The sequence below is a fragment of the Halotalea alkalilenta DSM 17697 genome, from assembly GCF_000621205.1.
GTDB classification, from domain to species: Bacteria; Pseudomonadota; Gammaproteobacteria; order Pseudomonadales; family Halomonadaceae; genus Halotalea; species Halotalea alkalilenta.
Genome location: NZ_JHYY01000014.1, coordinates 178,122 through 197,229, shown reverse-complemented (window position 1 = coordinate 197,229; position 19,108 = coordinate 178,122). Strand labels below are relative to the sequence as shown.

Genomic DNA, 19,108 nt, shown 5'->3' with positions numbered 1-19,108 from the left:
CGGTATCTCCCCCGTACGGAGTATTCCAGCATGAGTGATTCCGGATTGGATGCGATCGACGAGCGCAGCGCGCTCGGCTCGGTGCCCGAGCTTCCCGGCCTCGCGGGCAGAGCGATAGCGCAGCTCGACCGGTTGCTGATGGCGGTCGCCATCTGCGCGCTGGTCGGGCTGGCGGCGACGGTGACTCTGCAGATCGTGGTGCGGCTGCTGCTGCCATTCACCCTTTCCTGGACGGAGGAGCTCTCGCGCTACCTGTTCATCTACATGGTGGCGATGTCGGCAGGCGTGGTGGTGCATCGCCGGCGCAACCTCAGCGTCGAGCTCTTCCACGACTGGCTCGGCCCGCGCGGGCAGGCGCTGTTTCTGATCTTCTCCTCGGCGATGGCCGGCGCGTTCGCCCTGATCGTGCTCCCGCATGCCTGGCAGTACGCGCGCATCGGCCTCTGGCAGCATTCGCCGACGCTGGGGGTTTCGATGATCTACATGTTCTGCTCTTCGGTGGCGCTGTTCGGCCTGGTCGCGCTCTATGGCCTGATCGGTGTCGCCGAAGGCGTCAATGCACTGGCGCGCGGTGCGCCCGCAAGCACTGGGAGGTCGGCGCCATGATGGTCGTGCTGCTGTTCGTGATCTTTCTCGGCCTGATGCTGTTGGGCATCCCGATCGCCTTCTGCCTGGGTATCGCCTCGCTGGTCTATCTGCTGGTCGAGGGCATTCCCCTGGCGGTGGTACCGCTGCGGATGTATTCGGGCATCGACTCGTTCGTGCTGCTGTGCATTCCCGGCTTCGTGCTCGCCGGCAACCTGATGAACGTCGGCAACATCACCGAGAACATCATCCGTTTCTCGAACGCGCTGCTGGGTCACGTGCGCGGCGGGCTGGGGCTCGCCAACGTCGGCGGCTCGATGATTTTCGGCGGGATCTCCGGCACCGCGGTGGGCGACGCGGCGAGCTTCGGCTCGGTGATGATTCCGGGCATGGCCAAGGCGGGCTACGACAAGCCGTTCGCCGCCGCGGTCACCGCGGCTTCCTCGACCATCGCGCCGATGCTGCCGCCGAGCGTGCCGATGATCATCGCCGGCTCGCTGAGCGGGATCTCGGTCGGCAGCATGTTCCTGGCCGGTGTGGTGCCCGGCGTCATGCTCTGCATCGCGATGATGGTCACCGTCTATTTGATCGCCCTGAGGCGCGGCTATCCGCGCGAGCCCCGGGCGTCACTGCGCCGGGTGCTGAAGGAGGGACGCAGTGCATTCTGGGCGCTGCTGATGACGGTGATCATCCTCTACGGCATCATCGGCGGGTTCTTCACCCCGACCGAGGCGTCCATCGTCGCCAGCCTCTATGCGCTGGTGGTCGGCTGCCTGGTCTACAAAGGAATCACCTGGCACAACCTGCGCATGGTGCTGAGCGAGACGGTGCTCACCTCCGCCTCGCTGATGCTGCTGGTCGGTTTCGCCAATCTGTTCGGCTGGATCCTCACCAGCGAGCAGATTCCGCAGATGATCGCCGACCTGATCCTCGGCATCAGCGACAACCCGCTGGTGGTGATTTTGATCATCAACCTGCTGCTATTGCTGATCGGCGCGTTCATGGAGACGATCGCCGCCCTGCTGATCCTCTTCCCCGCGCTGCTGGGGGTCGCCACCGGCGTCGGCATGGACCCGATCCACTTCGCGATCGTGATGGTGCTCAACCTGATGATCGGTCTCACCACCCCTCCGGTCGGCGTTTGCTTGTTCGTGGTCGCGGGTATTGGCAAGCTGTCGATGGTCACCGTGGTCAAGGCGATCGCTCCGTTCATACTCTGCAACCTGGTGGTGCTGCTGCTGGTGTCCTACGTGCCCGCCCTGTCGCTGTGGTTGCCTTCCTTGTTCGCAGGAGGTTGAGTGATGCCACGCTTTACACGCAGTTCACTGATCGATTTCGCCCATGCGGTGCTCGCCGCCGCCGGGCTCCCCGACCTCCAGGCACGCCAGGCCGCGGAAGTCCTGGTGGCGGCCGATGCGCGGGGGCTTGCCTCCCACGGCCTCGCGCGGCTGCCGCGCTATCTGGCGGGACTCGAGGACGGCGCGATCGACCCGGCCGCGGTGCTGGAGGTGGTGCACGATACGCCGCTTTCGTGTGCGATCGATGCCCACGGCGCGATGGGCACCCACGCGGCCCAGGCCGGCATGAGCGCCGCGCTCGACAAGGCCCGTGCCCACGGCATCGGCATGGCCACGGTGCGCGACTCCAACCACTTCGGTATCGCCTGCTGGTATGCGATGCAGGCGCTCGAGCACGACATGATCGGCCTGGTGATGACCAACACCGCAGCGCTGGGTGTGCCGACCTTCGGTCGTGAAGCGATGTTCGGCACCAATCCGCTCGCCTTCGCCGCCCCGGCCGGCGATGAGCGCGCCTTCGTGCTCGACATGGCGACCACCGCGGTGCCGCGCGGCAAGATCGAGGTGCGCGCGCGACAGGGCCAGCCGCTCGAGGCGGGCTGGGCGGTCGATGCTCGTGGTGCGACGGCCTTCGATGGTCCTGCGCTGCTCGACGAGATGAGACGCCACGCAGGGGGTGGGCTGTTGCCACTCGGCGGGCTCGGCACCAGCCATGGCGGGCACAAAGGCTACGGCCTGGCGGTGATGGTCGATATCCTGAGCGGTGTGCTCTCGGCCCACGGTTTCGGCGCGCAGCTGCGTGACAGCGGGGCCAGCGCCGGGCGCATGGGACATTTCTTCGCCGCCTTCAGAATCGACCTGTTCCGTCCTCCGGAGCAGTTTCGCGCCGACATGGACCGGATGCTCGCGGCGCTGCGCGAGTCGCCTCCCGCCGAGGGCGAGGAGCGGGTTTACTACTCAGGGCTGGTGGAGAGCGAACGCGAGGAGCGTGCGCAGATCGAGGGTGTCCCGCTGGAAGCGGGGGTGGTGGCGACCCTGGAGGGGCTCGCGGCGCGGTTCGGCGTGACCCTCCCCAGCGCGAGGGAAGGTGGGCCGCGCTCATGACCCCGAGGCTGATCGAGCATCGACCGGCAAGCGTACTACCGAGCGCGGTGGGTATCGTTCATCTTGGGCTCGGTGCCTTCCACCGTGCGCACCAGGCGGTCTATCTGCAGCGCTGGCTGAATGCGGGCGGCGACCCGCGCTGGGGTATCGAGGCCGCCAACCTGCGTGCCAATCGCGGGCTGGTCGCCCGCCTGCGGGTGGCGGGCTACCGCTACCAAGTCGTCGAGTATGCCGACGACCAGCGCGTGACGGTGCGCGAGATCGCCTCGATCGCCCAGGTGCGCTACACCGGGCCTGAAGGGGAGGAGCTCGAGGCGCTGCTCGAAACGCTGGTGGCGCCCGCCACCCGCATCGTCACCCTCACGGTGACCGAGAAAGGCTACTGCCTGCAACCGAGCGACGGCGCGCTCGATGAGCGCGATCCGTCGATCCTCCACGACCTCGAGCATCCCGACCGTCCGCGCAGCGCGCCGGGGCTGCTGGTCGCCGCTCTGGCCGAGCGGCGGGCGCGGGGAACCGCCCCGTTCACCGTGCTCAGCTGTGACAATCTCGCCGCCAATGGCGAGCGCGTGCGCAGCGCGGTGGTCCGGCTCGCCGCGCTGCGCGACCCTGCACTCGCCGGGTGGATCGAGGCGCAAGTCGCTTTCCCTTCGAGCATGGTCGATCGCATCGTGCCGCGCGTCGATGAGACCACCCGTTCGCGGCTCGGCGAGCTGGGCGTGTCCGATCCCGATGCCCTGGCCTGCGAATCGTTCAGCCAGTGGGTGATCGAGGATCGCTTTCCGCTCGGCCGGCCGGACTGGGAGCGGGTCGGGGTGACCATGGTGGCCTCGGTGGCACCGTTCGAGGAGATGAAACTGCGGATGCTCAACGGCAGCCACTCCCTGCTCGCCTATCTCGGCCTTGCGTTGGGCCATCGCACGGTCGATCAGGCGGTGCTCGATCCGCGCCTGCGCCGGGTGCTCGAGCGCTACCTGGAGGAGGAAGCGGCGCCCAGCCTCGACGCGCCGGGAACGCCAGGGGCGCAGGAGCTTGCCGCTTACGCTGGATCGCTGCTCGAGCGCTTCGCCAATCCGAGCCTCGGCCACCGGCTCGACCAGATCGCGATGGATGGCTCGCAGAAGCTGCCCCAGCGCTGGCTGAGCGGCCTGGAGGCCAATCTCGCGGCGGGGCGCGGCATCGCGGTCACGGCGCTTGGACTGGCGGGGTGGCTTGCATTCATCGTCGCCGCCAGCGGCACGGGTGAACTCGACGACCCGCTCGCCGAGCTGTTGTTCGCGGTCGCCGCGCGGCCGTCCGACCAGCGGGTCGAGGCTTTGCTTTGCGAGCGCGCGATTTTCCACCCGGGTCTGGCGGGCGATCACCGCGCCACTCGCGCTGTGGCCGAAGCCTACCGGGCGATCGATGAGCGTGGTGTCGAAGCGGCGCTCGAGGATGCGATGGAGAGCCGATGATGGAACATACCTGGCGCTGGTTTGGCCCCCACGACCCGATCACCCTCGCGGAGCTGCGCCAGACCGGCGCCACCGGTGTGGTCACTGCGCTGCACGAGATTCCCAACGGCGAGGCGTGGCCGCGCGAGGCGATTCGCGCGCGCCGCGAGATGATCGAGGCGGCGGGGCTTCGCTGGTCGGTGGTCGAGAGCGTGCCGGTGCACGAGGCGATCAAGCAGGGGCGGCCAGAGCGCGATGAGTTGATCGAGGCCTACCGGCGCACGCTTCGCCACCTCGCCGCCGAGGGGATCGATACGGTCTGCTACAACTTCATGCCGGTGCTCGACTGGACCCGCACCGAGCTCGCTTGGCCGCTGCCCGGAGGCGGCGACGCGCTGCGTTTCGACCAGCGCGACTTTGCGGTCTTCGAGCTCTGCATCCTTGAGCGACCGGGGGCGGAGGAGGAATACACGAGCGCTGAGATCGAGCAGGCCCGGCGCCGCTACGCCGAACTGGACGAGCCATCGCGGGCGCGGCTGGTCGCGACCCTGATCAAGGGGCTGCCGGGGGCGGAAGAGGGCTATACGCTGGATCAGCTGCGCGCGGCGCTGGCCGCCTACGACGAGATCGACGCCGCGCGGCTGCGCGAGAATCTCGGCCACTTCATCCGCGAAGTGGCCCCGCTCGCCGAGTCCTTGGGTATGCGGCTTGGCATCCACCCGGACGACCCGCCGCGGCCGCTGCTCGGTCTGCCCCGGGTGCTCTCCACCGCCGCCGATGTCGACTGGCTGTTCGAGGCGTGTCCGAGTCCGGCCAACGGGCTGACCTTCTGCACCGGTTCGTTCGGCGTGCGCGCCGACAACCGGCTCGTCGAGATGATCGAGCGTTTCGCCCCGCGCATCCACTTCGTCCACCTGCGTGCCACCCGGCGCGATGTGGACGAGCCGCGCAGCTTCATCGAAGCGCCGCACCTCGATGGCGATGTCGATATGGTCGAGGTGATCCGCGCGCTGGTCGCAGAGGAGCGCCGTCGCGAACGCGAGGGGGGCGCACGGCTGGCGCTGCGCCCCGACCATGGTCATCGGCTGCTCGACGATCTGGTGCGTACCACCGCGCCCGGCTATCCATTGATCGGTCGGCTCAAGGGGCTTGCCGAGCTGCGCGGGGTCGAGCGTGCGGTGCGGGCATTGGGCTGAGCGATCGTACATCCCCTCGGGGCATGCGCGGTGGCCTCGAGCGGCGCTCATACGCGTCAAGCTCGGGCCTCAGCGAGGCAGTGGAGAGCGCCAGTCGAGGGAGCGAGCGGGGCGGTGAGGCGTGGTTGGAGAACTTCCGCGTATCCCGAGCCCGTAATTGATCCCGGCGACCTGGCTTAGGGTGTTGTCTGTCTTTAGACTTAAACCTTTTGTCGCCCGAGCGAGCCTTTGCGCGACCCCGACGAATGATTGGACGGCACCCTTGATCGATTGGTTGAAGCGCAACTGGCTCGGCAACCTGCGCCGGGACGTATTGGCTGGGCTGGTGGTGGCGCTGGCGCTGATTCCTGAGTCGCTGGCGTTCTCGGCAATCGCCGGGGTCGATCCCAAGGTGGCGCTCTACGCCTCGTTCACCATGGCGGTGACGATCTCGATTACGGGTGGCCGCCCCGCGATGATCTCGGCGGCGACCGGGGCGATGGCGCTGCTGATGGTCGGGCTGGTGCGCGATCACGGTCTTCAGTATCTGTTCGCCGCGGGGATTCTGACCGGAGTGCTGCAATTCATCGCCGGGGTGCTGAGGATCGGTGACCTGATGCGCTTCGTCACTGCGCCGGTGGTAGGGGGCTTTCTCAACGCGCTGGGGGTGATGGTCTTGCTCGCCCAGCTGCCTGAGTTCTATCGCGCCGGCTGGTCCGGCTTCTGGCCGGTGCTGGCGATCGTCGTCGCGGGGCTTTTGATCATCTACCTGTTTCCACGCCTGACCCGGGCCATTCCGTCGCCGATGGTGTGCATCGTGGCGCTGACCCTGGTGTCGGTATGGTGGGGGCTGGAGCTGCACCGGGTCGGCGATATCGGCGCTCTACCCGAAGACCTGCCGAGCTTTTTGATCCCCGATGTCCCTTGGAACCTGGAGACGCTTGCGATCATCCTGCCCTATTCGGCGACCATGGCGCTGGTCGGGCTGATGGAGTCGCTGATGACCGCGGAGGTGGTCGACGAGATGACCAGTACCGAGAGCGACAAGAACCGCGAGTGCCGCGGCCAGGGCATCGCCAACCTGGTCACCGGGCTGTTCGGCGGCATGGCGGGCTGCGGGATGATCGGCCAGACGGTGATCAACGTGAGATCGGGCGGCTATACCCGGCTCTCGACCATGACCGCCGGGCTGGGTCTGCTGGTGCTGGTGGTGTTCCTCGGTGACTGGGTGGCGCTGATCCCGATGGCGGCGCTGGTGGCGGTAATGATCATGGTCGCGCTGACCACGATCAACTGGGCTTCGGTACACGACATGCGCCGCCAGCCTCCCGGCGCCAGCCTGGTGATGCTGGCCACCATGGGCATCGTGCTCGCCACCCACAACCTCGCGCTCGGCGTGATCGCCGGCGTGTCGCTGACGTTCTGCCTCGAACGCTGCGGCGTGCGGGCGGTGAACGAGCGAAATCGCTGATCCGCGCGATCGATCGGCTCAGAACATCCGTCGTTCGAGGCCGAGCATCTCGATCACCTTGGTCGAGATCTCTTCCACCGAATGGTTGGTGGTGTTCAGATGCGGAATGCCATGGCGGCGGTAGAGCGCCTCGACCTCGGTGATCTCCAGCCGGCACTGGCGCAGCGAGGCGTAGAGGCTGCCGCTGCGGCGCTCCTCGCGGATCACCGCCAAGCGCTCGGGATCGATGGTCAGCCCGAACAGCTTGTCGTGGTGGGGGCGAAGGCCGGGGGGCAGGGTCAGCACGTCCATGTCGTCGGCGATGAAGGGGTAGTTCACCGCGCGGATGCCGAACTGCATCGCCAGGTACAGGCTGGTCGGGGTCTTGCCGCAGCGTGATACCCCGAGCAGGATCGCCTCGGCTTGGTCGAGCTGGCGCAGCGACATGCCGTCGTCGTGGGCGAGGGTGTAGTCGATCGCGGCTATCCGCGCGTCGTAGCGCTCGAAGTTGTGCTTGGTCAGGCCGTGGGTGCGCCTGAGGGTCGACTGCGGCGGCACGCCGAGCTCCTGCTGCAGCGGCGAAACCAGCGCGGCGAGGATGTCCTGGCAGAAGCCTTGGCTGGCGACGATCTGCTCACGCACCTCCTCAGCGACGATCGAGTAGAACACCAGCGGCCGGCATCCGCTGCGAGCGTAAATCTCATCGATCCGGGTGCGGATCTCCCGCGCCCGTTCGACCGTCTCGACGAACGGCAGGATGTGCTGGGTCAGGCTGACCGGGTACTGCGACAGTACCGCATGGCCGATCGCCTCGGCGGTGATCGCGGTGCCGTCGGAGACGTAGAACACCGCGCGAGTGACCTGGTTTTCCATGCTCGTTTCCCATTCGTGCCCTGCGCCCCGCATCGGACGCGCGTGCCCGACGGCGCGCGGGCGATATGCCACGGACAACGGTTAAAGTGACTGATTCTAATTTGGTTGTCCAATCGCTCGTGTAATGTAAATGGCGAAAAGGAACATTCTGGCTGAAAATTAAAATATGTTTTCTTGAGGATGGGCTGTGATAATCTCGGCTCGGCTTAATCCCTGCGTGATTGACTTACAAAAAAGTCGGAATGTTTCGTATCTTTTTGATTTCAAAGAGAGGTGTAAGATCATGTCCAACGTCGTGGGCGAGGTCGAAAATGTTCTTTGGTATCACCAAATTGGCATGGATGATGTTGAGTCGGTCGGCGGGAAGAATGCCTCTTTGGGTGAGATGATTACTAATCTTACGGACCTGGGAGTTACCGTTCCGGACGGATTCGCCACTACGGCGCATGCTTTTAATGAATTCCTGGATCAAAGTGGCGTAAATAAACGTATATATGAGCGTCTCGATGCGATCGACATCGACGATACCCAGGCGCTGGCCGCGGCGGGCCGGGAGATTCGTCGCTGGGTGCTCGAGACGCCGTTCCAACCCGGGCTCGATCGGGCCATCCGCGAAGCCTACGAGCAGCTCTCGGACGGCGATGCCGACGTCTCTTTCGCGGTGCGCTCGTCCGCTACCGCCGAGGACATGCCGGACGCCTCCTTCGCCGGCCAGCAGGAGACCTTCCTCAACGTCCAGGGGATCGATGCGATCATGGAGGCGGTCAAGCACGTCTTCGCATCGCTTTTCAACGACCGCGCGATCTCCTACCGCGTCCACCAGGGCTACGACCATCGCGGCGTCGCGCTATCCGCCGGGGTCCAGCGTATGGTGCGCTCGGACCTCGCCTGCTCCGGGGTGATGTTCACTCTCGATACCGAGTCGGGCTTCGACCAGGTGGTGTTCATCACTTCGGCCTACGGGCTCGGCGAGATGGTGGTGCAGGGGGCGGTCAATCCGGACGAGTTCTACGTCCACAAGCCGACCCTCGAGGCCGGACGGCCCGCGGTGGTACGCCGAACGCTGGGCTCGAAGCGCGAGCGGATGGTCTACGCCGACGACCGCGGCCACGGCAAGCAGGTGCGGATCGAGGAGGTGGCGCCCGACGAGGCGCGCCGCTACAGCCTCTGCGACGAGGAGGTGGAGACGCTCGCCCGGCAGGCGCTGACGATCGAGCGCCACTATGGCCGCCCGATGGATATCGAGTGGGCCAAGGATGGCCACAGCGGCGAGCTCTTCATCGTCCAGGCCCGCCCGGAAACGGTGCGCTCGCGCAATCAAGTGATGGAGCGCTACCAGCTCGCCAAGCGCGGCGAAGTGCGTATCGAAGGGCGCGCGATCGGACAGAAGATCGGCGCCGGTCCGGTCAAGGTGATCGCCAGTATCGACCAGATGCATCGGGTGGAGCGCGGCGACGTGCTGGTCACCGACATGACCGATCCCGACTGGGAGCCGATCATGAAGCGCGCGTCGGCGATCGTCACCAACCGCGGCGGGCGCACCTGCCATGCCGCGATCATCGCCCGCGAGCTGGGCATCCCGGCGGTGGTGGGCTGTGGCAACGCCACCGAGCGGTTGTCCGATGGAGAGGCGGTGACGGTCTCCTGCGCGGAAGGGGACACCGGCTACGTCTACGCCGGCGAGCTCGCCTTCGAGGTGTCCGCCGCCAGCATCGACCAGCTGCCGGCGCTGCCGGTCAAGATCATGATGAACGTCGGCAATCCCGACCGCGCCTTCGACTTCGCCCAGCTGCCGAACGACGGCGTCGGCCTGGCGCGGCTCGAGTTCATCATCAACCGGATGATCGGCGTGCACCCCAGGGCACTGCTCGAGTTCGAGCAGCAGAGCCCCGAGCTGCGCGCGCAGATCACCGAGCGGATGGCCGGCTACGACGACCCGGTCGAGTTCTACATCGCCCGCCTGACCGAAGGGATCGCCACCCTCGCGGCCGCATTCTGGCCGAAGCGGGTGATCGTGCGGATGTCGGACTTCAAGTCCAACGAGTACGCCAACCTGATCGGTGGCGAGCGCTATGAGCCCCGCGAGGAGAACCCGATGCTCGGCTTCCGCGGCGCCGGACGCTACGTTTCCAAGGAGTTCGGCGAGTGCTTCGCGCTCGAGTGCCGCGCGCTCAAGCGGGTGCGCGAAGTGATGGGTTTCGACAACGTCGAGATCATGATCCCGTTCGTGCGTACCGTCGCCGAGGCGGCCGCGGTGGTCGAGAGCCTGGCCGTCCACGGGCTCAAGCGCGGCGAGGGCGGACTCAAGCTGATCATGATGTGCGAGCTGCCCTCCAACGCCCTGCTCGCCGAGCGCTTCCTCGAGCACTTCGATGGATTCTCGATCGGCTCCAACGACATGACTCAGCTGACCCTCGGGCTCGACCGCGACTCGGGCGTGGTGTCGGCGCAGTTCGACGAGCGCGACGACGCAGTCAAGGCACTGCTGGCGATGGCGATCGACGCCGCCAAGGCGCAGGGCAAGTACGTCGGGATCTGCGGCCAAGGGCCTTCGGATCACGAGGACTTCGCCGCCTGGCTGATGGAGAAGGGGATCGACAGCCTGTCGTTGAACCCCGACACCGTGGTCAAGACCTGGCTGTCACTGGCGCAGTCCCGCGGCTAGCGGACCGCACCTACCGTCCGGCGCCGTCGGCCGTCGCTCAATCGCCGAGCGGCTGGCGCTCGGGGCCGCCGCGATGGGCGTCGAGCGCCAGCTTCAGTCGACGCAGCTTGTCCCGCGAGCGGCTGCGATGGCGCAGCGCCAGCCCCATCGCCAGCACATCGATGGCCGCGAGCATGGCATAGCGCGACGACGAGGGGTGGTAGACGAAATCGCTCTCACGGGTCGCGATCGGCAGCAGGATGTCGAGGTGATCGGCAAGCGGCGAGCCGGTCGCGGTCAGACCTATGGTGCTCGCACCGTTGCGCCGGGCGAGGCGCACCGCGTCATTGATCTCGGGGGTGTGCCCGGTGCTGGACAGCGCCACCACCACGTCGGCGCCGTCCAAGGTCGCCGCCGCCATGCGCGGCAGCAGCGCCTGATGGTAGGCGCTCACCGCATAGCCGAAGCGCATCAAGCGGAACTGCAGCTCCTGGGCCAGCGCGGTCGAACCGCCTCCAGCACCGAAGACCAGGATCTGGCGCGCCCCATCGAGCAGGTCCAACGCACCTTCCAGGTCCGCCGCCTCGATCAGCTGGCGATTCAAATCCAAGGTCTGCTTGGCCACCTCGTAGACCGCACCGATGCTGTCCTCTTCATACACCTCCTCGATGAACCGCCTGCCCACCACCAGCGACTGAGCGAGCTCCAGCTTCAACTCACGCACGTTGGTACAGCCCGCCGCCTTGCTGAAACGCGTCACGCTCGCCTCGCTGACCCCCGCGCGCTCAGCGATCCGGGTGATGTTGCTCGAGATGACGAAATCGATGTCTTCGAAGATCAGCGTCGCCACCCGCTTCTCCGCCTCGCGCAGCGAAGCGAAGCGATCAGTGATGCGGGTGATCAGGTCAAGATCCTGTGGCAAGGAGTGCTCCTGGGCAGGCGGCATGGGCGGTCGTAGCGCTGGTATTTTCCATCATCGGAAAGTAATTGCTGAAATTTTTTTTCTCCATTGCCTCTGCCTATTGTTCGAACGATCGCAACATTCAGGCTAGATCATCCCGTCCCTCCAGCCGGACTCGCGCTGAGCGCCGGCGCTGGATCGAGCGGCCGCGCGGACTCAATCACGAGCAGCCGTTGCGGTTGCTCCGGCTGGGTCGACTGTGATGATGATGAACGGCTCACGCCCGGGTCGAAGGCCACGACTACTTCATCCGCGGGCAGCCATGCGGCTCGGCTTCGAACACCCCGGCCTCACCCTGGAGCCCGCCAGTGCGCCAAGCCTCGCCGCCATCCTTGTCGCCTCGGGCCAGTGGTTCGCCTAAGCCCATCCAGCCACGGTGCTGACCGGTGCCAATCCAAGGGTCGAACAGCGTGAATGACAGCTGGGGCCACTGTGAGCGCCGCGGTATAAACGGCAAAAAAATGGACTGGTTGTATGGTGGATTTCACTCGCCCCATTTTCATCAATGAAAATAGTTAGTTACATTTAGAGCGTTCCCCACGGGGCGTTCCCCGCGCCAGCGGGGATGAACCGGTCGTGAACATCCGAGTCGCCCAGCAGAGCGACAGATCCCCGCGCCAGTGGGGATGAACCGTCGACCTTTTTCTTTGCTTCGAGCGTGCGGCTCTGGTCCCCACCGGCATGAAGATGAACCGTACTTTCCGATGATCAACCAGTACGGCCAACCGGGTTCTCCACAGAGGTGGGCATGAACTAATAATCCTCAGGGTCGCTTTCTTGCAGTGCGGGTGCTCTCCGCCGCGACGGGAATGAATCTAAAGCAATCCCTGACCTGGCCGATATTCCCTCTTTCGTTCGCCACTGAATTCGCTCTTCTCACTATCGCGTCTAGCGATAGCTGGGAGGCGATGGGGGAAAGGGAGCCGGGAAAGGGATATGTCCATCGTCGAGATTGAAAACAAGTATGGCCAGACGTTGAGTTGCATCGAGGATGATGAAATCACTCTCTCGATACTAAAAAAAGGTGCGCATGATGTCAGGACGCTGGATTTTGTTCTCGATGTCTTGGCGAACATCGATTGTCCGGTGGTGCTGGATATCGGTGCTAACATCGGCAATCACACGCTCGTATTTTCCATCGGGGCCGAGAAGGTCTATGCCTTCGAGGCGGCGCCTTCCATTTACAAGCTGTTGGAGAAAAATGTCGCGGACAATGGCGTGACCAACGTTTTCATCTCTAACGTTGCTTTGTCCGATAGCAGTAGAGAAGCGAAGATATTCGTGCAGATGGATGGCAACCTTGGGGGCAGTCGTCTGAGCAAGGAGGAATCCAACAACTATGCCGAAGAGCGGACCTTTTTGATCCGCGGTGATGATTTCGTACATGCGCATGCGATCGAGAACATAGATTTGATGAAAATCGATGTGGAGGGGCATGAGAAACAGGTGCTGGAGGGGTTGAAGGAGTCGATAGAGGTGAACCGTCCGATCATCATCATGGAGTATTTGAATCCCCAGGATGATCTCTTGGACGGCTTGAAGTTGGAGCGATATGAACTGTTTGCGATTTTGGATAATTATGAAAAAAGCAAATGGAAGGGCGTGATAGGGAGAGTGAAAAGGTGGAGATATAAAAACGAGCACGAGCGTAGGCTCGAGCTGTTTCCCTTCAACCCCCTTACCGCGGCGCGGGCCGATGATGTCCTGCTGGTTCCCGAGGAGAAGTTGCATGTCATCCCGGCCAAGTACTTCACCCCGCACCACGCGATCGGGTAGAGGCTACGGCGCTGGCGGGTCAAATCTCCCTGGCCCGCGTGGAGCGTGAGACGCGCAGGGCGAGAAAGACGATGACCAGGGCGCAGATCAGGCAGAACAGCTGTACGGCGTGCTCGAGGCCGAGGTAGTCGGCGAGCAGTCCGATCGCGACTACCGGGGCGACGCCACCGAGATAGGCGATGGTGAAGTAGCTGGCCATGGTGGTGGTGCGGTGGTGCTCTTCGGCGCAGTGGGAGGCGATCAGGTTGGTCTCCATCAGGCTCAAGCCTTGGCCGATGCCGGCGAACAGCATGCTGGCGAAGAATGCGCTGGGGGATTGGTAGAAAAGGCAGGCGACCAGCGCGGCCATCGAGGCGAGCAGGGCGGCGAGTCCGATCAGCAGGCCGCGGCTGGCGCGCAGCCGGCGCATGCCGAATTGGGCGCACACCGAGGCCAGGGCGAGCAGGCTGAAGGCGATGCCGACGACGCTAGGGCCGCGGCCCAGGCCGAGCTGGTGGATCAGCGAGGGGAGCAGCGAGGCCATCAGGCCGACGATCGCGAACATCATGAAGATGCACAGCGACATCAGCAGGAACAGTCGCCTCGGGCCCGGTTCGCTCGGCAGGGTGAGCTTGGGACGCAGCCTGAACGCAGGGTGCTGCGTCTTGAGGCGGCGATCGTCCAGCGCGCGCCGGGCGTAGAGCAAAAGCGCCAGGTCGGCCAGCGCGATCAGCCCCATCGCCAGGTAGGGCAGGCGCAGGGGCGCTGGCATCGATTCGGCGATGGTGCCGCCGATCAGTGGGCCGAGGCCGAAGCCGCTCGCCATCGCGGTGGAGGTGGCGACCGCGGCGACGCGGCGATCGCCACGCGGATGGGCGGCGAGCATCGCCGCGCCGGCGATGGTGGTCAGCAGGCCGTTGGCGAAGCCGACGATCATCCGCGCCAACACCATGGGCAGTACGCTCGAGACCAGCGCGGAGATCCCGAGTCCGAGCAGCAGCAGGCAGAGTGCGGCGAGCAGCACCCGGAAGCGGCCGATCGAATCGGCCAGGCGCCCGCAGAACAGCAGCGCACCGAGTACCCCGAACATGTAGCCGGCATAGATGTAGCTCAGCGCGCTGGGCGGAAGCGACCACGCCAATTGATACAGCGGGTAGAGCGGGGTCGGCATCGAACTGCTGGCGAAGCCCAGGGCGAGGGCGAGGATCACGGCGAAGAAGGCGCTCCAGCGCATGGCGCGGGAAGGCGGGGAGGCTGGCATCGAGGTTCCTTGAACGCGACGCGGCCGAGCGCCGCTCGGCCGGAAATGGCATCCAGTGTAGCACCGCGACGGCGCTTGGCCCACCCGGCCCAGGCTGGATCGGGCGCAAAGCCTGCGCTCAGCCGATGAACAGCTCGACGAAGCGGTGTACCGGCATCGCCTCGAGCCGGGCGGAATCCCGGAACAGTGCGAGGATCTCCTCCGAGCGCCCGCGCGGGAAGCGAGTGGCGAGGTTGGCGGCGAACTTGGCCTCGAGCAGCGGCGCGCCTTCGGCGCGGCGGCGGCGGTGGCCGATGGGATACTCGACCACGATCTCTTCGGTCGAGCTGCCGTCGTCGAAGAACACCTGCACGGCGTTGGCGATCGAGCGCTTGTCGGCTTCGAGGTACTCACGCGAGAAGCGCGGCTCCTCGACCACTTCCATCTTCTCGCGCAGCTGGTCGATGATCGGCTGGGCGGCGAACTCGTCCTCGTAGTGCTCCGCGCGCAGGTCGCCGAAGGCGAGCGGTACCGCGACCATGTACTGCAGGCAGTGGTCGCGATCGGCGGCGTTGGCCAGCGCCCCGCGCTTGGAGATGATCCTGATCGCCGACTCGTGGGTGCGGATGCGGATCCTGCTGATCCGTTCGAGCCGCTCCTTCACTTCGGGATGCAGCCGCACCGCCGCCTCGCAGGCGGTCTGTGCATGGAACTCCGCAGGGAAGCTGATCTTGAACAGCACGTTCTCCATCACGTAGCTGGCGAACGGCTGCTCGAGCCGGAAGCGCCGCTCGGCTTCGGGCTTGAGCGAGAGATCGCGATTGAAGTGGCTGAACGAGACATCGAAAAAGCCCCACTGGGGGGCGCTTAGGACGCCGGGGATGCCCATCTCGCCGCGCATGGAGATGTCGGCCAGGCGCACCCCGCGGGCGCTGGCGTCTCCCGCCGCCCACGATTTGCGCGACCCGGCGTTGGGCGCGTGTCGATAGGTGCGCAGCGCCTGGCCGTCGGCGAAGACCTGGGAGAGTGCGGCGAGCAGCTGCTCGCGGCTGGCGCCCATCATCTTTGCGCTGAGCGCGGTGGAGGCGAGCTTGACCAGCACTACATGGTCGAGGCCCACCCGGTTGAACGAGTTCTCCAGCGCCATCACCCCCTGGATCTCATGGGCCTTGACCATCGCCTCGAGCAGCTCGCCGACGCTGAAGGGCGCCTCTCCCTGTGCAATCCGGCGCTGGGACAGATGGTCGCTGACCGCGAGCAGTGCGCCGAGGTTGTCCGAGGGATGGCCCCACTCGGCGGCCAGCCAGCAGTCGTTGTAGTCGAGCCAGCGAATCAGGCAGCCGATGTTCCAGGCCGCCTGGACCGGGTCGAGCACGTAGCTGGTGCCGGGGACCCGGGCGCCCAACGGCACCACCGTGCCCGGCACGATCGGGCCGAGGTGCTTGACGCACTCGGGGAAGCGCAGCGCCAGCATGCCGCAGCCGAGGGTATCCATCAGGCACAGCCGCGCGGTGTCGAGGGCATCGCGGCTGTCGATCGGGGTATCGAGCACGTAGTCGGCGATCCGCTGGAGCACCGCGTCGTAGTCGGGGCGCTGGTTGAGGTCTGAATGGTCGCTCATCGATGGGAATCCTGGAGGGAGGGAAAAAGCTCAGCGCTGGGCCAGCGGCACGAACTCGCGCGGCTCGGAACCGACGTAGTCGGCGCTGGGACGAATGATGCGGTTGTCGGCGCGCTGCTCGAACACGTGGGCGCTCCAGCCGGCGGCGCGAGCGATGACGAAGATTGGCGTGAACAGCCCGGTGGGGATGCCCAGCGAGTGGTAGGCGCTGGCATGGTAGAAATCGGCGTTGGGGAAGAGTCCCTTCCGCTCGTCCATCAGCGCGGCGATCGCACGCGACACCTCGAGCAGCCGGTGCGAGTCGGGATCGGTGGCGAGCCGTTCGGCCCAGCGCTCGATCACCGCGCTGCGTGGGTCGCTGTCGCGATAGATCGCATGGCCGAAGCCCATCACCTTCTCCCTGCGCTCGAGCATCCCCGCGACTCCGATCCGCGCCGCCTCGACGCTGTCGAAGCGCTCGATCAGCGCCATCGCTTCCTCGTTGGCGCCGCCGTGCAGCGGCCCGCGCAGTGCGCCGACCGCGGCGGTGAGGCAGGAGTAGAGATCGGCCAGGGTCGAGGCGACCACCCGCGCAGTGAAGGTCGAGGCGTTGAATTCGTGCTCGGCGTAGAGCACTAGCGATGCGTCGAGCGCCCGCCGATGCATCTCGCTCGGCGGCGTGCTGTGGAGCAGGGTGAGGAAGTGCTCGGCGACGCCGTCCGCTGCGCTTTCGGTATCGATCCGTTCGCCCCGATGGGCATAGCGGTACCAGTAGCAGATGATCCCCGGCAGCGCGCCGAGCAGCCGTTCGGCGGCCTCGCGCTGGGTGCTGAAGCCTGACTCGGGGACGAGGTTGCCGTAGAGCGAGACACCGGTCCTCACCGCCTCCATCGGTGGCGTTTGCGCCGGAATCTGTTCGAGCCCGCGCTTGAGCGCCTCCGGTAGGCGGCGATGAAGGCGCAGCCTGAGCTTCAATTCATCGAGCTGCTCGACATTGGGCAGTTCGGCCTCGAACAGCAGCCAGACCACCTCCTCGAAGCTGGCCTGCTCGGCCAGGGCCTCGATCGCATAGCCGCGATAGGTCAGCCCGTGGCCCTCGCGGCCAACGGTGGAGAGCGCGGTACGCCCTGCGACCTGGCCGCGCAGGCCGGCACCGCCCAACGGCTTGGCATGGCTCACCGGGCACCTCCTTCGCGATCCTGGGCGAACAATGCATCCAGACGCTGCTCGAAGGCGTGATAGCCGATCCGCTCGTAGAGTTCCTCGCGACTCTGCATGGTCTCGACCGCCGCCGCCTGGGTGCCATCGCGGCGGATCGTCTCGAACACCCGCTCGGCGGCGCGGTTGGCGGCGCGAAAGGCGGAGAGCGGATAGAGCGCTAGGGCCACGCCGCAGCGCTCGAGCTCATCGAGGGTGAACAGCGGCGTGGCGCCGAATTCGGTCAGGTTGGCCAGTACCGGCACCGGTACTTGGCTTACGAAACGCTGGTAGGTGGCGAGATCGGTCACCGCTTCGGGGAAGATCATGTCGGCACCGGCCTCGACGCAGGCCTGGGCGCGTTCGATCGCGGCCTCGAGGCCTTCCACGGCGAGCGCGTCCGTGCGCGCCATGATCACGAAGTCGTCGTCGAAGCGGGCATCCACTGCGGCCTTGATCCGATCGACCATCTCGGCGCGGCTGACGATCGCCTTGCCGGGCCGGTGGCCGCAGCGCTTGGCGCCGACCTGGTCCTCGATGTGCAGCCCGCCCGCGCCGGCGCGGATCAGTGAACGCACGGTGCGGGCGACGTTGAACGCCGAGGGGCCGAAGCCGGTGTCGACATCGACCAGCACCGGCAGTTCGCATACGTCGACGATCCGGCGCAGGTCGACCAGGACGTCCTCGAGCTGGGTGATGCCGAGATCCGGCATGCCCAGCGAGCCGGCGGCGACGCCGCCGCCGGAGAGATAGAGCGCGCGGAATCCGGCGCGCTGGGCGAGCAGCGCATGGTTGGCATTGGTCGCGCCCACTACCTGCAGCGGGCGTTCGGCATCGACGGCTGCGCGAAGTTTCGCACCGGCGCTGTCACGGGTCATGGGCTTGTCTCCTCAGTGGATGATTGCGCGCTCAGACGGCGTTCGATGTGGTGCCGCGAAGCGGCGATGTGGCGGCGCATCAGCAGCTCGGCGAGTTCGCCGTCCCGGGCGGCGAGCGCTTCCAGGATGCGGCGGTGCTCGATCATCGCCTGAGGCGCGCGGCCGGCGTCCGCGGCCAGCTGTACCCGATAGATGCGCAGCCGCTGGTAGAGCCCATCGCCGAGCATCTGGGTCAGGGCGGCATTGCCGCTGGCCTGGACGATGCGATAGTGGAAGTCGAAATCCCCCTCCTGGTGGCAGTAGCCTCTCCCTGCGCTGAAGTCGGGTGATTCGGCATGCTGGTCGAGCAGCCGCGAAAGGGAGGCGATCTCGCTCGCCGGCATTCGCGCCGCCGCGAGGCGACAGGCTAATCCCTCGAGCGATTCGCGGATCTGGAACAGCTCGATCAGCGAGCTCAGCTCGAGCGTGACCACCCGGGTACCGATGTGCGCCTCGCGCACCACCAGGCGATGTCCCTCCAGGCGGTGCAGCGCGGCACGCAGGGTGCCGCGGCTGATGCCGTAGCGGCTGGCCAGCGCCGGCTCCGAGAGCTTGCTGCCGGCGGCCAGTTCGCCAGTGATGATCGCGCGCTGCAGGTCGTGGAATACCTGCTCTGCGCGGGTCTCGCGCGCGTCCGCATCGGCGGATGGGGTGAGGATCGAAGAGGACATGTGTCGACAATATTGGTAGGGAGTAGGTGGTAAAGCTATTGTATAGACGTGTAATCTGCCATTAGACACAAGTATTGTCGACAGTCACTCTGTTTGCGGAGCTTCGCCGCTGCTGGCTGATCTCCATCGCCTCGAGGTGAACAAGAGGGCCTTCGCCCGGTGGGGCGGTCTCGTTTGCCTCCATCTCCGCCGGTGTCGTCGATGC

Annotated in this window: 14 protein-coding genes and 1 pseudogene; 8 read left to right on the top strand and 7 right to left on the bottom strand. The window is 65.9% G+C overall.

Annotation, left to right across the window (positions count from 1 at the left end; genetic code table 11):
• Nucleotides 1-30 precede the first annotated feature (30 nt).
• The 6 genes and pseudogenes from Q376_RS0101975 to Q376_RS21095 form a co-directional block, all read left to right on the top strand.
• Nucleotides 31-606: a TRAP transporter small permease gene (locus Q376_RS0101975; protein WP_027348875.1), complete on the top strand. Its 576-nt coding sequence runs from the start codon at nucleotides 31-33 to the stop codon at nucleotides 604-606.
• Nucleotides 603-1,883: a TRAP transporter large permease gene (locus Q376_RS0101970; RefSeq protein WP_027348874.1), complete on the top strand. Its 1,281-nt coding sequence runs from the start codon at nucleotides 603-605 to the stop codon at nucleotides 1,881-1,883. Before Q376_RS0101975 ends, Q376_RS0101970 begins: the two co-directional genes overlap by 4 nt.
• A gap of 3 nt (nucleotides 1,884-1,886) precedes the next feature.
• Nucleotides 1,887-2,987 carry an Ldh family oxidoreductase gene (locus tag Q376_RS0101965; RefSeq protein ID WP_027348873.1) on the top strand — a complete coding sequence of 367 codons (1,101 nt, stop codon included), beginning with the start codon at nucleotides 1,887-1,889 and terminating at the stop codon, nucleotides 2,985-2,987.
• Nucleotides 2,984-4,441 (top strand): mannitol dehydrogenase family protein, encoded by a 1,458-nt coding sequence (locus Q376_RS0101960; RefSeq protein WP_027348872.1) that lies wholly within the window; start codon nucleotides 2,984-2,986, stop codon nucleotides 4,439-4,441. The genes Q376_RS0101965 and Q376_RS0101960 overlap by 4 nt, the downstream gene beginning before the upstream one ends.
• The gene (uxuA, locus tag Q376_RS0101955) at nucleotides 4,441-5,616 is read left to right on the top strand and encodes a mannonate dehydratase (protein WP_027348871.1); all 1,176 of its coding nucleotides are present in this window, start codon (nucleotides 4,441-4,443) and stop codon (nucleotides 5,614-5,616) included. The genes Q376_RS0101960 and uxuA overlap by 1 nt, the downstream gene beginning before the upstream one ends.
• A gap of 262 nt (nucleotides 5,617-5,878) precedes the next feature.
• Nucleotides 5,879-7,012: pseudogene (locus Q376_RS21095) on the top strand (SulP family inorganic anion transporter); the annotation flags it as partial.
• A gap of 72 nt (nucleotides 7,013-7,084) precedes the next feature.
• On the opposite strand, the gene ppsR reads toward Q376_RS21095, so the two are convergent.
• Complete coding sequence (gene ppsR / locus Q376_RS0101945) at nucleotides 7,085-7,918, bottom strand: posphoenolpyruvate synthetase regulatory kinase/phosphorylase PpsR (RefSeq protein ID WP_027348870.1); 834 nt, start codon at nucleotides 7,916-7,918, stop codon at nucleotides 7,085-7,087.
• Nucleotides 7,919-8,201: 283 nt separating this feature from the next.
• Here ppsR and ppsA point away from each other — a divergent pair, with 283 nt between their 5' ends.
• On the top strand, nucleotides 8,202-10,583 hold the full coding sequence (gene ppsA, locus Q376_RS0101940) for a phosphoenolpyruvate synthase (protein WP_027348869.1): 2,382 nt from the start codon (nucleotides 8,202-8,204) through the stop codon (nucleotides 10,581-10,583).
• 37 nt (nucleotides 10,584-10,620) lie between these two features.
• Here ppsA and Q376_RS0101935 read toward each other — a convergent pair whose 3' ends face one another.
• Entirely contained in the window at nucleotides 10,621-11,484 is an 864-nt protein-coding gene (locus tag Q376_RS0101935) for a MurR/RpiR family transcriptional regulator (RefSeq protein ID WP_027348868.1), read from the bottom strand.
• 975 nt (nucleotides 11,485-12,459) lie between these two features.
• Here Q376_RS0101935 and Q376_RS0101925 point away from each other — a divergent pair.
• Nucleotides 12,460-13,299, top strand: coding sequence for an FkbM family methyltransferase (locus Q376_RS0101925; protein ID WP_027348867.1), 840 nt, complete (start codon nucleotides 12,460-12,462; stop codon nucleotides 13,297-13,299).
• A 19-nt stretch (nucleotides 13,300-13,318) separates the two neighbouring features.
• Here Q376_RS0101925 and Q376_RS0101920 read toward each other — a convergent pair whose 3' ends face one another.
• From Q376_RS0101920 to Q376_RS0101900, 5 genes are all read right to left on the bottom strand, one after another.
• Nucleotides 13,319-14,539 (bottom strand): MFS transporter, encoded by a 1,221-nt coding sequence (locus Q376_RS0101920; RefSeq protein ID WP_081803341.1) that lies wholly within the window; start codon nucleotides 14,537-14,539, stop codon nucleotides 13,319-13,321.
• Nucleotides 14,540-14,657: 118 nt separating this feature from the next.
• The gene (locus Q376_RS0101915; protein WP_027348865.1) at nucleotides 14,658-16,139 is read right to left on the bottom strand and encodes a bifunctional 2-methylcitrate dehydratase/aconitate hydratase; all 1,482 of its coding nucleotides are present in this window, start codon (nucleotides 16,137-16,139) and stop codon (nucleotides 14,658-14,660) included.
• A gap of 30 nt (nucleotides 16,140-16,169) precedes the next feature.
• Nucleotides 16,170-17,297: a citrate/2-methylcitrate synthase gene (locus tag Q376_RS0101910; RefSeq protein ID WP_027348864.1), complete on the bottom strand. Its 1,128-nt coding sequence runs from the start codon at nucleotides 17,295-17,297 to the stop codon at nucleotides 16,170-16,172.
• On the bottom strand, nucleotides 17,294-18,193 hold the full coding sequence (gene prpB / locus Q376_RS0101905; protein ID WP_027348863.1) for a methylisocitrate lyase: 900 nt from the start codon (nucleotides 18,191-18,193) through the stop codon (nucleotides 17,294-17,296). Before prpB ends, Q376_RS0101910 begins: the two co-directional genes overlap by 4 nt.
• Nucleotides 18,190-18,903, bottom strand: coding sequence for a GntR family transcriptional regulator (locus Q376_RS0101900; protein WP_027348862.1), 714 nt, complete (start codon nucleotides 18,901-18,903; stop codon nucleotides 18,190-18,192). The genes prpB and Q376_RS0101900 overlap by 4 nt, the downstream gene beginning before the upstream one ends.
• Nucleotides 18,904-19,108: the final 205 nt, after the last annotated feature.

Excerpts from the sequence above, each read along its gene's own strand:
- Q376_RS0101975 (WP_027348875.1), top strand. The coding sequence starts at position 31 with ATGAGTGATTCCGGATTGGATGCGATCGACGAGCGCAGCGCGCTCGGC.
- Q376_RS0101970 (WP_027348874.1), top strand. The coding sequence starts at position 603 with ATGATGGTCGTGCTGCTGTTCGTGATCTTTCTCGGCCTGATGCTGTTG.
- Q376_RS0101965 (WP_027348873.1), top strand. The coding sequence starts at position 1,887 with ATGCCACGCTTTACACGCAGTTCACTGATCGATTTCGCCCATGCGGTG.
- Q376_RS0101960 (WP_027348872.1), top strand. The coding sequence starts at position 2,984 with ATGACCCCGAGGCTGATCGAGCATCGACCGGCAAGCGTACTACCGAGC.
- uxuA (WP_027348871.1), top strand. The coding sequence starts at position 4,441 with ATGGAACATACCTGGCGCTGGTTTGGCCCCCACGACCCGATCACCCTC.
- ppsR (WP_027348870.1), bottom strand. The coding sequence starts at position 7,918 with ATGGAAAACCAGGTCACTCGCGCGGTGTTCTACGTCTCCGACGGCACC.
- ppsA (WP_027348869.1), top strand. The coding sequence starts at position 8,202 with ATGTCCAACGTCGTGGGCGAGGTCGAAAATGTTCTTTGGTATCACCAA.
- Q376_RS0101925 (WP_027348867.1), top strand. The coding sequence starts at position 12,460 with ATGTCCATCGTCGAGATTGAAAACAAGTATGGCCAGACGTTGAGTTGC.
- Q376_RS0101920 (WP_081803341.1), bottom strand. The coding sequence starts at position 14,539 with ATGCCAGCCTCCCCGCCTTCCCGCGCCATGCGCTGGAGCGCCTTCTTC.
- Q376_RS0101915 (WP_027348865.1), bottom strand. The coding sequence starts at position 16,139 with ATGAGCGACCATTCAGACCTCAACCAGCGCCCCGACTACGACGCGGTG.
- prpB (WP_027348863.1), bottom strand. The coding sequence starts at position 18,193 with ATGACCCGTGACAGCGCCGGTGCGAAACTTCGCGCAGCCGTCGATGCC.
- Q376_RS0101900 (WP_027348862.1), bottom strand. The coding sequence starts at position 18,903 with ATGTCCTCTTCGATCCTCACCCCATCCGCCGATGCGGACGCGCGCGAG.